Here is a 15,301-nt window from a genome sequence, read left to right as displayed (position 1 = left end):
ATCACTCACAAATCAACAATGATTTAGCGGTTGTAAGTAATTGCATATTTTTGATGCAATTACTGATACGTGAAGAGACTGTCGAAGCTTAATTTTTACTCCATTCTGTTACTTGCTTGTGTGCTTGCCATAGCAGAGGTATTTGCACTTCCACCCATTACCCGATTAGGTATTGAAAAAGGACTTTCCAATAATTCAGTGCGGGTTGTATACCAGGATAAAAAAGGGTTTATCTGGCTGGGTACGTATGATGGTTTAAATCGATACGATGGAAGTGAGTTTAAAGTTTTCAGGAATAAACTGAACGATAGCACATCGTTGCCACATAATTATATTTACTCCATCCACGAAGATGCAGATAATAATTTATGGATCGGATCGGGGCAGGGTATTGTTAAGTATAATCAAACCTATTCAAATTTTTCTCCGCTATATGGCTATCCCTATTTAGCAAAGCAACCAGTGAAAATTTCCATCAATGCAACCTCCATAAAATCGGGGCAGGATGGTTCGTTGTTACTTGCAACAAATGGCTGGGGATTGATGATCAAAAAGAAAGAAGATCAGTATGCAAGGGAAGTTCCGTTACTGATAGGTAATCAAAAATTGAATGGCTATAATGTAAGAGATATTCTTGTTGATAAGGAAAAGGTATGGGTATTTGTTTCGGGCAGAGGCTTATGTTTGTACGATGCAAAGCTTGGCCAGGTTGTATTGGTCAGTACGGATGTTAAGCAAGCTAATTGTATGTTGCAAAACAAAGCAGGCCAGATCTGGATTGGTGGTGAAAGTGGTTTGCATTTGTTTGATCCCAATGCAAAAAAATATATACGGAGTTACACTGGCCGCAACAACGAGTTAAGTTCGCAGGATGTCATTACAATTTGTTTCGATAAGCAAGATCAACTGTGGATAGGTACCGATGGTGGTGCTATCAGCATTCTAAATACTACAACAAATACTTTCTCTTACATCAATTCAGGTGATGAAAAAGACCAGGTATCAAGCGAAGCGGTTTATTCTATTATCCGGGACAAGGAAAACCGCATGTGGATTGGCACAATCAAAGGCGGCTGTAATGTATTTGATGAGCAGAAGAATAATTTTATTACAATAACAAGTGATCCGCACAAATCAAATACACTGTCGATCAATTTCATTTATTCTTTTTTTGAAGATAAAGCTGGCGATATTTTTATTGGTACAGAAGGTGGTGGACTAAGCATCTGGAATCGTTCTTCAAATACATTTAGAAATTATCGTCATCAATCAGCAAATCCATCTTCCATCAGTCACAATATTGTGTCAAGCATTCTGCAGGATCATACAGGCGCATTATGGATGGCAACGTATGGCGGCGGCATCAATCGTTTTAACAAAGCATCCGGGAGCTTTGAACGTTTTCGTTGCATTAATAATATAACTGGTGAAGAAAATCGAAATGCCTGGTTGTTGTACGAGGATAAAGCAAAAACACTTTGGGCTACTACATTTATTAATGGGCCGCTTTATTATTTTGATCGCACTGCTAATCGCTTTGTTGTGTTCGATCAGCAGGTGAATGATCTTGTTTCAATATTAGAAGATAGTAAAGGGCAGCTATGGGGCGGCAACACTGTTTCATTTATTCGTATCGATCGAAAAAACAAGCAGCATAAATTCTATAATCTCGGTAAACCTGTCCGTGCAATTTTTGAAGACAGTAAAAAGAATTTATGGATTGGACTTGAAGGTGGCGGATTGGTTTTGTTTGACGAGGCAAAAGGAGTTATTATAAAACGTTATTCATCAGCCGATGGTTTAAGTAATAATGCTGTGTTGAACATTGAAGAAGATGCAAAAGGTTTTTTATGGCTTAGTACATTTAATGGTCTTTCAAAATTCGATCCTGCAAATAGTAGCTTCAAAAATTTTTATGAAAGCGATGGATTGCAAAGTAGTCAGTTTTCTTACAATGCTTCTTATAAATTACGTTCAGGTGAAATGTTATTTGGCGGCATAAGTGGTTTTAATGTTTTTGTTCCCGAAAAAATTTCAAGTCGCACATTTACGCCACCGCTGCAAATCACGAATATCCTCATCAATAATAAAACCGTAGCTGAAGTTAGCGACTATATAAAGGAAGGGAAAAATTCAGACGTTTCTGAGTTGCGTGTTCCATTTAAAGAAGCTGTGTTGTTGTTTGAGTTTACAGCATTGGAATATACATCGCCGGAAAAAATTTCTTACGCTTACTTTCTTAAAGGCTGGGATAAGGATTGGAACTATTCCGGCAATATCCGCAATATCAACTATAATAATATCAGCGAAGGAAATTATAAGCTGCATATTAAAAATACAAATGCCAACGGTGATTGGAATACAAATGAAACTGTTTTGTCCATCACCATTTTGCCACCCTGGTACAGGAGTATTCTTGCTTATATCATGTATGCGTTGATCGCCGGATCGATTATTTACTTGTCTTATCGCTACCGTATTCAGCAAACTGATCTGAAGTATAAAGTGAAGATCGCACAGCTTAATGCAGAAAAAGAAAAAGAAGTGAATGAAAAACGCCAGTCGTTCTTCACAAATATTACGCATGAATTCCGAACGCCTTTAACACTTATCATCAACCCGATAAAAGATCTGTTGAAGCGTGATGAGAATAAAGATGAGAAAGATGAATTGAATGCGGTGTATCGTAATGCCCGCCGTTTATTAAGTTTAGTTGACCAGTTGCTTCTGTTCAGAAAAACAGAAAGTGAAACCGGGAAGCTGCAAGTGACCGCCATCAATTTTTACGACCTTGCACACGATGCGTATTTGTATTTTAAACAACAGGCCAAAACACGACAGATCGATTACAAATTTGAATGCAGCAATCAATCATTAGAATTGTTTGCCGATAAACCGAAACTGGAGATCGTATTATATAATATACTGTCCAACGCATTTAAGTATACACCCGATAAAGGAAAGATCACATTTAGAATTGAAGAGAAGGGTGATAAAATTGTAAGTAGCGTATCAGATAGTGGCCAAGGCGTTCCTGCTCATATTGGTAATAAAATATTTGATAAGTTTTACCAGGTGAGTGAAGATAATGTTCCAACAAAGCCGGGATTTGGGATTGGGCTTTACCTCGTAAAGCAATTGGTGGAAGAGCATCACGGTCATATTCATTATACCAGTAAAGAGGGTGAAGGCACCAGCTTTGTTATTGAACTGAAAAAAGGGAAGGCGCATTTCGGAAATCTGGCCATACAAGATCATATTGCTGCTCAGGAAAACACATTGTTGGATGAGATCAGTGCAGGAATGGAACCCATTGTTGCAGAAAAGAAAATTGGCAGCGATGGACTTGAATCGGTGGTGAGCGAAAGACTTTCGATTCTCATTACCGATGATAATGAACAGCTCCGAACTTACCTGGCGCAGGTGTTCAAAGGAAGTTTTATTGTTTATGAAGCGAAGAGTGGCGAAGAAGGATTGAAAATGGCAAAGCAAATATTGCCCGATGTGATCATCAGTGATATGGTAATGGAAACGATGTCGGGTATCGATTTTTGCAAGATTGTAAAAGAAACCCCGGCACTTAGTCATATACCTTTTATATTAATAACAGGAAGTTTCTCGCCTGAATCGAAGTTGAAGGGCATTGAGGCAGGCGCCGATGATTATATTACCAAGCCTTTTGAAAAGGATATGTTGGTGGCGAGGGTACAAAGCCTCATCAAAAAACAGGAAAATCTTCAGAAATACTTTTACAACGAGATCACCCACCAGCAAAACACGCTCAATATTTCAGGTGAGTACAAGGAATTCCTGGAAGCCTGTATAGCAGCCGTTGAAAAAAATCTCGATCGGGACGAGTTCAATATTCAAACCCTGGCAGCGGAAATGGGCATGAGTCATAGCAAACTTTACAAAAAGATCAAAACCATTTCTGGCCAAAGCGCCAACGCTTTTATCCGGTTCATCCGGTTGCGCAAGGCTGCCGAGCTCTTCATTAATTCCGACTACAATGTGAACGAAACGGCATTTTATGTGGGCATCAAAGACATCAAATACTTCCGGGAGCAATTTGCAAAAACCTTCGGCATGAAGCCATCGGAGTACATTGAAAAGTACCGGAAAAGCCTCGGAAAGAATTATAAGCTTAACGAAAAAGTAAAAAAAGATTAGCCTGGATCTCACACAATAGGCCAAAGTAATTTTCGTCATTTACCCCCATTTTTCAGTCTGAAATCCGAATTTACCCCCTTTTTATACCATAGAATCCCCCTTTTACCCCCTTCACAGCAGGTAATTTTAGCCTCAGCTATTTTCTAAAACTGATTGCTAATTAATTAACTGCCGTATGAGATTGTTAAATTCTAAATCTCCGGGTTTTGTCCGGAACCATCGAGAGCGATGCTCCACCGCTTTGCCCATTTTCTCTCATTTACTTTTTCATAAGCCCTTAAACCCTTCGATTATGCCAATGTTACCAAAACGGGCGACACTGCTATGCACATGCCTATCGCTGATAAGCATGGGAACTTTTGCCCAGACTGCTGAGAAAAAAGACAGCCTTCCAAAACAGCCGCCGGTACAATTGATCTACAGTACGGCAAGGCCTCACTTAACTGCAGCTTCAACTGAAGCGCTCTATTCGAAAGACATTTTAAAGTCGCCGGTGACCAGTGTAAAAAGTACACTAACAGGTCGCATGGCCGGCCTTTATTCCTTCCAGGGTTCTGGTCAGCCAGGTGCCGATGGAGCCTCGCTTTCACTTCGTGGCTTTGATCCGCTGGTGATCATTGATGGAGTGGTAGCCAATCTTTCCATCTTTAACCTCGATGATGTTGAAAGTGTAACGCTGCAAAAAGATGCACTCAGCACGGCCATGATGGGTGTTCGGGGAAGTAATGGTGCTTTGCTCATCACCACGAAAAAAGGCAAACCGCAAACTCAAAGCATTTCATTCACGGCACAAACAAGTTTTCAAAAACCGCTGGGGGCGCCGAAAACATTGAATGCTTTTGATTATGCTACCTTATATAATGAAGCGCTCAGCAATGATGGTTTGCCATTACGTTACACACAAGCGGATATTGATGCATTTAAAAATGGTACAGATACTTACGGCCATCCGGATGTTAACTGGAGAGAGCAGGTAATAAAGTCAAGTTCACGTTTCGATCGCTATTCATTAAATGCTTCGGGTGGTAATGGTTTTGCACGTTATTATGTTTCATTGGAACATGTAAATCAAACAGGATTTTTTGTAACCTCCGATATTAATAAGTATAACACCAACAACAATTTTAAAACCTATGTTATCCGCAGCAATGTTGATATCAATGTAAATAAGTCATTGACTGGTGGTATTTATTTATTAGGACGTATCCTCAGCGGTTCAGAACCTGGTTCAACAACTGGTTCGATCTTAGGCGCATTGGTCAACACACCTAACAATGCGTATCCTGTTTACAACGCAAATGGATCTTTTGGCGGTAATAACCAATTTCAGAATAATATTCTGGCGCAAACCATTGGTTCGGGTTATCGCTTAAACTACAAGCGTGATATGCTGGCCAACTTCTACCTCAAACAAAAACTTGATGGTATTACGCCTGGGTTATGGGTACAGGTGAAAACAGCTTTTAATGCCAATTTATCTGAAGATATAAACCGCAGCAAAACATATGCTGTGTATCAAATGATCACCACAACAAATCCTATTAGTTATAATTTATATGGTGTTAATGGTGCGCAGGCAAATGGTAATGGTATTGTTTACCAGGGCCGCAGCAATTATGCAGAGTTGTCGGCAGGTTATGACAAAGTGTTTGGCGAAAAGCACGGTGTAAATGCGTTGGTGCTTGCTAATAACGATAACAGTGTTAGCGGTGGCGATCTTCCTTATACCATCAGTGGTATTTCAGGTCGATTTGCTTACAACTTCAAAGAGAAATATGTTTTGGAAGCTGCATTTGGTTATAACGGGTCGAATCGTTATCCGCCGCAAGGTGATTTCAAACGTGCTTTCTTCCCTGCTGTTGGTTTAGCATGGAATATGGATCGGGAGAAATTTATGTTGCAACAGAATTTCATCAGTCGTTTTAAATTATATGGTTCGTTAGGAAAAACAGGTTGGGATGATCCTGGTTACTTCACGTATTACCAACGTTTCTTTGATGCAAGCAGCGTGTACTTTGGTACTTCTGCCGGTTCGCAAACGGCTATCACCGAACAGCCTTTGGCAAATCCGAATATTGATTTTGAAAAGTCAACAAAGTTCAATGCAGGTGTTGATGCTGCTTTCTTACATGATCGTTTAACATTCTCCGCTGAATATTTTAATAATAAGTATTACGATCTGTTGCAGATTCGTGGACGCAGCACAACTATTCTTGGAAACGATTATCCAAGAGAAAATATTGGTACAAACCGTTACACCGGTGCTGAGTTTAAATTAGGCTGGCAGGAAAAAACCAGCAGCGGTTTACAATACTTCGCATTAGTGAATACAAGTTTGATCCGCAGCAAAGTAATTTTTACCGATGAAGTTTTTCGTCCTTACTACTGGATGAAGCGTACAGGCTGGCCTGTTGGTCAAACTTTTGGTTATATCGCTGATGGATTTTTTCAAACGCAACAAGAGATTAACAGCCGTGCAACAACTGTTGGCTATACACCACAATTAGGTGATATTAAATACAAGGATCTGAACAAAGATGGTGTTATTGATCAGTTGGATGTAACACAGATCGGCCGCAAGTTTGCTCCGTTGCTGTTCTTTGGTTTATCACTTGGTGTTGAATACAAAGGATTTGATTTTAGTGCACTTGTTCAGGGCGTAACTAATCGTGATGTATACGTTGGTGGTTCAAGCATCTGGGCATTTCAGAACAATGGTTTTGGACAGGCTTATGAAAATAATCTTAACCGTTGGACACCGGCCACAGCTGCAACGGCAACTTATCCCCGTTTAAATATTGGTAGTAACGGTAACAACCATGCGCAATCATCTTTCTGGTTACGCAATGGCGATTACGTTCGTTTAAAACAAATTGAATTGGGCTATAGCGTTCCGCAGGCATGGTTAACACGCATCAAGCTCGATCAGATTCGCCTGTTTGCAAGAGGATTTAACCTGTTCACATTAAAATCGAAGGAGTTGGATGATCGTGATCCCGAAGTGATCAGCGCATTCAGTTACCCCATGCAACGCCTGTTCAACTTTGGTATAAACATTAAACTGTAACACACTGCTATATGAAACTAAGAAACATAATTTTTAAAAGTGCTCTTTGCGGTTTGCTGCTGGTGATGCTATTTACCAACAGTTGCAAAAAAATTGAAACGGTACCCAAAGACTGGTTTGGTTCTGATCTTGTGTTCGATACATTAGATCGTCTCGGTACAGTTGCTGCATTTAACCTGAATGATCTTTACAATTATATTCCCGGCGGCTTCAACCGCATTGGTGGCGATTTTTTAGATGCTGCAAGTGGCGATGCAATTCCCAGTCGTAACAATACATTGGTTGAATATTATACTAACCGTCGTGTAAGTGTGGTGAGTAATCCTGATCCTTATTGGTCCAATAGTTATGCAGGTATACGCCGCACAAATATTTTCATGCAAAACATCAACAAGGTTCCTATTGTTGAAACCGATCAAACAACAATAACTAATGCTAAGCTTACACGCCAGTATTGGAGAGCTGAAGCACGTTTTATTCGTGTGCTGATGTATTTTGAATTATTAAAACGTTATGGTGGCGTTCCGCTCATTGGAGATAAAATTTTTACGCTGGATGATAACTTACAAATACCACGTAATACGTTTGAACAAGTTGTCAGTTACATAGTAAGTGAGTGCGATGTTGTAAAAGATAGTTTACGCAAAGAAGCCATAGCAGATGGTGATTGGGGACGTGTACCACGGGGTGCAGCCATTGCATTAAAATGCCGTGTGTTGCTGTATGCAGCAAGTCCTTTATATAACGGAGGTGGTATTGAAACCGACCCCGTGAAAAAAGCACTGGGGGGTTACGTAAGTTACGATGCCAACCGCTGGAATGCGGTGATTGCAGCTGCTGAAGAATTACGTAACCTGAATTACTATAAACTCAATGATGCAGGTACTCCCAACTTCTTTGCTGCAACATTTACAACAAAGAAGAATGCAGAGATCATTCTTGCAAAACAAAGTGCTAACAGCACCAATTTAGAAAATTCACAGGCACCTGTTGGTTTTGCTGGTACAGCAACAAGCCAGGGCTTAACAAGTCCCACACAAAATCTGGTTGATGCCTTTTCAATGTTGAATGGACAACAACCTTTTAATGCTGATGGAACGATCAATGTGGCATCAGGCTATAGTGCAACCGCTCCTTACACAAATCGTGATCCCCGTTTGGATGTAACGGTGTTTCGCAATGGTTACAGTTGGTTAGGTCGTACCGTAGAAACATTTGAAGGCGGCCGTGATAAACCAAATACTTCTACAACGGCAGTGCAAACCAAAACAGGTTATTACCTGCGTAAGTTCCTTGGCAACTTTCCAACCGGTTCTACTTATTCAAACCAAAGCCACAACTTTCCGTTGTTCCGTTATGCAGAAACATTGTTGAATTATGCAGAAGCATTAAATGAAGTTGGTCGTGTGGAAGATGCGGTAACGCAAATTGGTTTGATCCGGAAAAGAGCGGGCATTACTGCTGGCGCCAATTCAAGATATGGAATCAGGGTAAGCATTACACAAGATGAAATGCGTCAACTCATCCGTAATGAACGCCGCATCGAATTAGCATTTGAAGAACATCGCTTCTGGGATATACGCCGTTGGAAAACTGGAGCTGTTGACCTGGCCACACCTGTTTATGGAATGCGTATTACTTCATCAGGAAGTACGTTTACGTATCAGAAGGTTCAGGTTGGTACACTTCTGTTCGATCAGAAATTGTATCACATGCCCATTCCTTATGATGAGATGATCAAAAACCTTGCACTCATTCAAAATGAAGGATGGTAATCATTCAAACTAACAGCTTAAACTAAGAACAATGAAAAAAATATTTTATATACTCTTTATTCAACTGCTTGCCATGGCGCAATTGCAGGCGCAGAGCAGAGTTGTTACAGGTGTGGTTACAGATACCGCCGGCCCAATCGTTGGCGCAAGTGTTGTTGAAAAAAACCTCAGTAGCAACGGTACCGTAACCGATGCTAATGGCCGGTTTTCGATTACGCTGAAAGGAAAAAGTAACATGCTTATTATCACAGGTGTTGGTTATTCTGAAATGCAGGTAAATGTTGCCAACCGTTCTGATGTTAGTGTTACGCTTTCTTCAGATGCCGGTGGATTGGAAGATGTAGTAATTGTGGGTTATGCCAAGCAAAAGAAAGTAACCTCAACAGGATCGGTGAGTAGCGTGGCAGGTAAAGAACTAAGAGAAAATCCTTCAGCAAGTTTGCAGAATACATTAGCAGGTCGTTTGCCGGGTTTCTTTTCTGTCCAGCCATCGGGAAGGCCAGGTGCTGATGGCGCACAGTTTTTTATTCGTGGACAAAGCTCATATAATGGCGGAGCAAATTCACCCTTGATCATTGTTGATGATATCGAATTCAGTTATGATCAGTTTGCAAGACTTGATCCAAATGAAATTGAATCATTGAGTATTTTAAAAGATGCATCTACTACTGCAGTGTATGGTGTTAAAGGTGCAAATGGTGTGGTGGTGATTACAACAAGAAGGGGTAAAATAGGTGCACCTAAAATTTCTGCACGTTTAGAAACAAGTTTGCAACAGCCTACACGTATTCCAAAATACCTGAACGCATACGAAACAGTTTCTTTATACAACCAGGCGCAGATGAATGATAATAAAGTAAACCCTGTTGTTGGCTTTACTCCACGTTTTTCACAAACCGATCTGGATCATTATAAAAACGGAACCGATCCTTATGGTCATCCTTCTGTTGATTGGTACAGTACATTGTTTAAACAATTCAGTAAACAATACAGGGCCAACTTCGATATCAGCGGTGGTACGGAACGTGTAAAATATTTCGTTTCGCTTGGTGGATTGTTTCAGGATGGTATGGTGAAAAATTTCAGCAAATCCCAAGATGTAAATGGTAATTATTATCATATGCGTTACAACTATCGTAGTAACCTCGATATTAAAGTAACAAACAGCACCGATCTGCGTCTTGATCTTTACGGAAACATTGGCGAGATCAATACCCCAAATGTGGGAAGTCCCTTTGGTTATAACGATGTGTTTTATGAATACAGTAGTTTCTATTCGTTAGCACCATTTGCATACCCGGTTTACAATCCTAACGGAACCTATGGTTACAGCACATGGCAGGTGAATGGTGGTTATAACAATACTGCTTATAACACAAATAACATTGTAGGTCGTTTAACGATGTATGGTTATAACCGCAATTATGAAAACAACATCAACTTAATTACAACAGCTACTCAAAAACTTCACTTCATTACAAAAGGTCTTACGTTTAAAACGACAATAGCTTATACAAGTAATTATGGTTATTCGAGAAGTATGACAAGGGACCAATTCCCTTCCTTCATTCCTGCTTATGATGCAGCAACATCAACTTACACTTACGCACCAAGAGATCCTAACATCTATCGTGTGCGTCGCTTCTTCAGCGGCTATAGTGCAGGGTCAACCATTCGTACATTAACAGTGCAGGGTATTTTCAATTACGACAGAACATTTGGCAAACATCATCTTTATGGTCTTGCACTTGTGAGCCAGGGAACTGATCTTCGCTCAAGTTCTAATGCAGTTTATAATTTTATTCCAAATAACTATCGTGGTTTTACTGGTCGTATTGGTTATAACTATAAAGAGAAGTACCTGTTTGAATTTAACTCAGCTTATAACGGATCAGATCGTTTTGCAAAGGACAATCGTTTTGGATTGTTCCCCGCTGTATCTGCCGGTTGGAATATTTCGAAAGAAGACTTTCTTAAAGATGCAATGCGTAATGTAAACAACCTGAAACTACGTGCGTCTTATGGGTTGGTTGGTAACGACAAACTGGGAAGTGGGTTTAGCTATTATTACTTACCAACATGGAGCAATTCAGGTTCTATCAACTTTGGAACAGTAAGTAACAACTTTAATGGCATTCGTGAAGGTACACTTGGTAACGACCAGGTTACCTGGGAAAAAGAAAAGAAACTGGATATTGGTTTAGACTTTGGCCTGTTCGGTAATAAATTCTTTGGTACAATTGAATACTTTAAAAATCAACGTTACGATATCTTAACAACACGTGGAACTGTATCGGCAGTGATCGGTCAGGGTTTGCCACCGGTAAATCTTGGTATTGTTGATAACGCAGGTTACGAAATTGAACTGAATTACAACGGACGCATTGGCAACGATTTTCAGTATCGGTTAAAAGCAACTTACTCTGTTGCAAAAAATAAAATTATTTTCCAGGATGAGCCAACATTCGCCAATGCTTACCAGGCTTACACAGGTCATAGCATCGGCATGCAACGTGTGTATCGTTGGATAGGTTATTACAAGGATAGTGCAGATGTTGCCAACAGTCCTAAAACTGCACAGCAGGCTTATCCCGGCGATTTGAAATATGCTGATCTGAATAAAGATGGTAAGATCGATGGTTTCGACCAGGAAGTAACCGGTTATTCAAATGTGCCTAATACAACTTATGGATTCCAGCTGGGCTTTACTTACAAAGGATTTTCTGTAAATACATTTTTCCAGGGAGCAATGAATTTTAATGTAAGAGCAGTGGCTGAAGCTATTCGTCCATTCTCATCGAACCTGCAGGAAATTCATAAATATTCATGGACACCTGAGTTAGGAGATAATGCACGCTTCCCAAGATTAACGTTAGGTGCAGGTGTAAGTGATGCGCTTGGTTTTCCATCAACGTTTTATTTTATCTCGGGGAATTACCTGCGTTTGAAAACAGCTGAGATTGCTTACACAATTCCACAAAAATGGATAAAGCGTTTAAAGGTGGAAAATATTCGTGTTTATTCAAATGGTTACAATCTGTTTACATGGACAAAGCTTGATAAGTTGTACGAGTTCGATCCGGAGATCAGCACTAATACTGATCGTACGATCTATCCTCCGCAGCGTACAGTGAACTTTGGTGTAAGTATTACTTTTTAATTCAATCCGAAATCATTAAGATATGAAGAAGATATTTTGTTTAATTGTTTTGCTCGCAGGCTTACAGGCTTGTAAAAAGCAAAATGCATTTCTCGATGGGCAGGCGATCACTCTCAGTGAAGAACTTGTATTTACCGATAGTGCAAGAACCATGGCTTTTTTAACGGGCATCTATTCCGACATTGCTTTTAGTTTTAACAAAGGCCGTTGGGATTCGCATGGTAATACGGAACAGGCAACCGATGACGCTGAGTATACATTGTCAGGCGTTGCACAAATTGCAGTGATTTTGTACAACGGTTCTATTTCTCCCACAACGTACAATACAAGAGGTATTGTTGGTGATTTTTGGACTACGCCTTATACCAATATCAGGAGAGTGAATCTTATGTTGGCAAAACTTTCATCAACTCCCTTGTCGGCATCAATGCAATCAAGAGTGAAAGGAGAGATCATGTTTTTACGTGCATGGTATTACACGCAATTATTGATCGCCTATGGTGGTGTGCCTGTTGTTGGTGATAAAGTGTATGCAAAAGACGATCTTATTAATTTGCCGAGAGAAACCTTCGCAAATACAGTAAAATATATTTCGGAAGAATTGGATAAAGCGGCTGCATTGTTACCAGCTGTTTATGCTGATGATATTGATTATGGTCGTGTAACAAAAGGTGCCTGCCTTGCACTAAAGTCAAGAGCATTATTGTATGCTGCGAGTCCTTTGTTCAATGGCGGCTGTATCATTCCAGGTCATCCTGCTGAAGCTCTTGTAAGTTATCCTGCCGCAAGTAGTTCGCATTGGCAAGCTGCTGCAGATGCCGCACAGGCTGTTATTAACACGGGTACTTATTCATTAATGGTTGATAATGCTACCAAACCTGGTTATGGTTTTTATAATGTGTTCCTGCAACGTGTAAACCCTGAATACATTTTTGGATACTACCGCCCGGCTAACAGGGACTTTGAAGGTTTTTATAATCCACGCACAAGAGGTGGAAGCACCAACCGTTCACTGCCCACGCAGGATCTTGTTGATTGTTTTCCTATGAAGAATGGATTACAACCTTTAAATGCAGATGGAACTGTGAATGCTGCATCAGGTTACAGCCCAACAAACCCTTATGTTAACCGTGATCCCCGTTTTAATAATTCAATTATCTACAACGGTTCAAATTATTTCAATGCAACGGGTGGTCTTTCGCCTGTGTATACATTTGTAAATGGAACAGGAACAATACCTGCGCCGGTTGCAACACAAGATGCATTTGATGTAGGTACAACCACTGGTTATTTCAGTCGTAAAATGTGCGACTCAATGATCAGTGCAAACAGTAGTGCTAATACAAACAGGGCATGGCCATTGATTCGCTATGCGGAAGTTTTATTGAACTATGCAGAAGCAATTAATGAAGCAGGACAAACTGCATTGGCATATCCAAAGCTTGTTGAGTTGCGTCAGCGTGCAGGTATTGATCCGGGTGCGAATAACATGTATGGTTTGAAAGAAAACATGACCAAAGAAGAAATGCGGGAAGTGGTGCGTAATGAACGCCGGATTGAATTGGCATTTGAAGATCATCGCTGGCACGATATACGTCGTTGGAAAATTGCAATGGTTACGAATAACCAGTTTAACAAAGTGATGAAGATTACCAAGAATTCAAATGGTACATACACTTACGAACGTAGGGAGTCAATCCGTCGTCATAACTTCCGTCCTGAAATGTATTTGATGCCATTGCCCGATGCAGAAATTAATAAGATGCCGGCTATGTTGCAAAACCCTGGTTGGTAAAATTTAATTCAGATGAAGTTTAAGAATTACCTGTTACTGTTTCTTTTTGTTCAACTTAATTGCTTTGCAAATGCACAATCAACTGCAGTAAAGATTGTGAATGTGGGCGAAGGCTGGGCAGGTAATTCTGTTAATACGGTTGTGTTTCGTAAGAATTCGTTGGTAACACATAAAGACATTCAGTTTATCAGTTATTATGATGCTGATGGTTTTGTGGTATTGGGCAAACGAAAATTGGGTGAACAAACCTGGCAATTGAAACGAACTGCATACAAAGGCAATATTAAAGATGCACATAACAGCATCAGCATTGCAGTTGATGGTAAAGGTTATTTGCACATGGCATGGGATCATCACAATCATCCTTTGCGATATGTACGAAGCAAAGAACCATTGTCACTTGAGTTAACGGAGAAAATGCAAATGACAGGCAAGGATGAAAGCAAACTGAGTTATCCTGAATTTTATCATTTGCCCAATGGCGATCTGTTATTCTTTTATCGTGATGGCGGATCGGGCAATGGCAATTTGATGATGAACAGGTATGATGTTGCGACACAACAATGGAGTCGTGTGCAAACAAACCTGATTGATGGTGAAGGAAAGCGTAATGCTTACTGGCAGGCATGTGTTGATGCAAAAGGAGCCATTCATGTATCGTGGGTGTGGAGAGAAAGTCCGGATGTGGCAAGCAACCATGATATGAGTTATGCGCTGTCGAAAGATGGTGGACGTACATGGCAAAAATCAACCGGTGAAGTTTACCAATTGCCGATACGCATGTCAACAGCAGAAGTTGTTTGTACAATTCCGCAAGGCAGTGAACTTATTAATCAAACATCCATGACAACGGATCCGGATGGTAATGCTGTTATTGCTAGTTACTGGAAAGGAAAAAACAATGTGCCGCAGTACAAGATCATCAGCAGGTCTGCAAAAGGATGGATTGTAACTGATCTTGGTTTTCGCTCTACTGATTTTAGTTTGAGTGGTGCCGGTACCAAACAAATACCGATTGCAAGACCGCAGGTGTTATGCGCAGGTAGCGGAAAGAAAAAACAGATCGTTCTGGTTTTTCGTGATGCAGAACGTAGCAATAAAGTTTCTGTTGCATGTGGTACAGGGCAGCAAAAATCAAACTGGAAAATATTCGATCTTACCACTAATGGAGTAGGAGCATGGGAGCCAACGTTCGATACTGAATTGTGGAAAGTAAAACAACAGTTGCATTTGTTTGTGCAACAGGTTACTCAGGCCGATGCTGAAGGCGTGGTGAATACAAATCCACAAATGGTACAGGTAATTGAATGGCGTTTAAAAAAATAATGTAGCTG

6 protein-coding genes are annotated in these 15,301 nt (G+C 40.3%); all 6 read left to right on the top strand.

The genetic code is table 11. The annotated features are described in order from the left end of the window. The first annotated feature begins 69 nt into the window (after window positions 1–69). The 6 genes from ACO1QW_RS03025 (at window position 70) to ACO1QW_RS03000 (ending at window position 15,293) form a co-directional block, all read left to right on the top strand. Window positions 70–4,170 (top strand): hybrid sensor histidine kinase/response regulator transcription factor, encoded by a 4,101-nt coding sequence (locus ACO1QW_RS03025; RefSeq protein ID WP_486255555.1) that lies wholly within the window; start codon window positions 70–72, stop codon window positions 4,168–4,170. Window positions 4,171–4,519: 349 nt separating this feature from the next. Continuing rightward, on the top strand, window positions 4,520–7,237 hold the full coding sequence (locus ACO1QW_RS03020) for a SusC/RagA family TonB-linked outer membrane protein (RefSeq protein WP_486255553.1): 2,718 nt from the start codon (window positions 4,520–4,522) through the stop codon (window positions 7,235–7,237). An 11-nt stretch (window positions 7,238–7,248) separates the two neighbouring features. Further along, window positions 7,249–9,012, top strand: a complete 1,764-nt coding sequence (locus ACO1QW_RS03015) for a RagB/SusD family nutrient uptake outer membrane protein (protein ID WP_486255551.1) — start codon at window positions 7,249–7,251, stop codon at window positions 9,010–9,012. A 31-nt stretch (window positions 9,013–9,043) separates the two neighbouring features. After that, window positions 9,044–12,172: a SusC/RagA family TonB-linked outer membrane protein gene (locus tag ACO1QW_RS03010; RefSeq protein ID WP_486255550.1), complete on the top strand. Its 3,129-nt coding sequence runs from the start codon at window positions 9,044–9,046 to the stop codon at window positions 12,170–12,172. 22 nt (window positions 12,173–12,194) lie between these two features. Then, complete coding sequence (locus tag ACO1QW_RS03005) at window positions 12,195–13,967, top strand: RagB/SusD family nutrient uptake outer membrane protein (RefSeq protein WP_486255548.1); 1,773 nt, start codon at window positions 12,195–12,197, stop codon at window positions 13,965–13,967. Between the two features lie 12 nt (window positions 13,968–13,979). Next, window positions 13,980–15,293 (top strand): BNR-4 repeat-containing protein, encoded by a 1,314-nt coding sequence (locus tag ACO1QW_RS03000; protein WP_486255546.1) that lies wholly within the window; start codon window positions 13,980–13,982, stop codon window positions 15,291–15,293. Window positions 15,294–15,301 lie beyond the last annotated feature (8 nt).

The sequence above is a fragment of the Lacibacter sp. genome, from assembly GCF_057361365.1.
This window is presented reverse-complemented; position numbering and strand designations above follow the sequence as displayed.

Bases quoted from the DNA above. Each gene is read 5' to 3' on its own strand.
- ACO1QW_RS03020 (WP_486255553.1), top strand. From the start codon at position 4,520: ATGGGAACTTTTGCCCAGACTGCTGAGAAAAAAGACAGCCTTCCAAAA.
- ACO1QW_RS03015 (WP_486255551.1), top strand. From the start codon at position 7,249: ATGAAACTAAGAAACATAATTTTTAAAAGTGCTCTTTGCGGTTTGCTG.
- ACO1QW_RS03010 (WP_486255550.1), top strand. From the start codon at position 9,044: ATGAAAAAAATATTTTATATACTCTTTATTCAACTGCTTGCCATGGCG.
- ACO1QW_RS03005 (WP_486255548.1), top strand. From the start codon at position 12,195: ATGAAGAAGATATTTTGTTTAATTGTTTTGCTCGCAGGCTTACAGGCT.
- ACO1QW_RS03000 (WP_486255546.1), top strand. From the start codon at position 13,980: ATGAAGTTTAAGAATTACCTGTTACTGTTTCTTTTTGTTCAACTTAAT.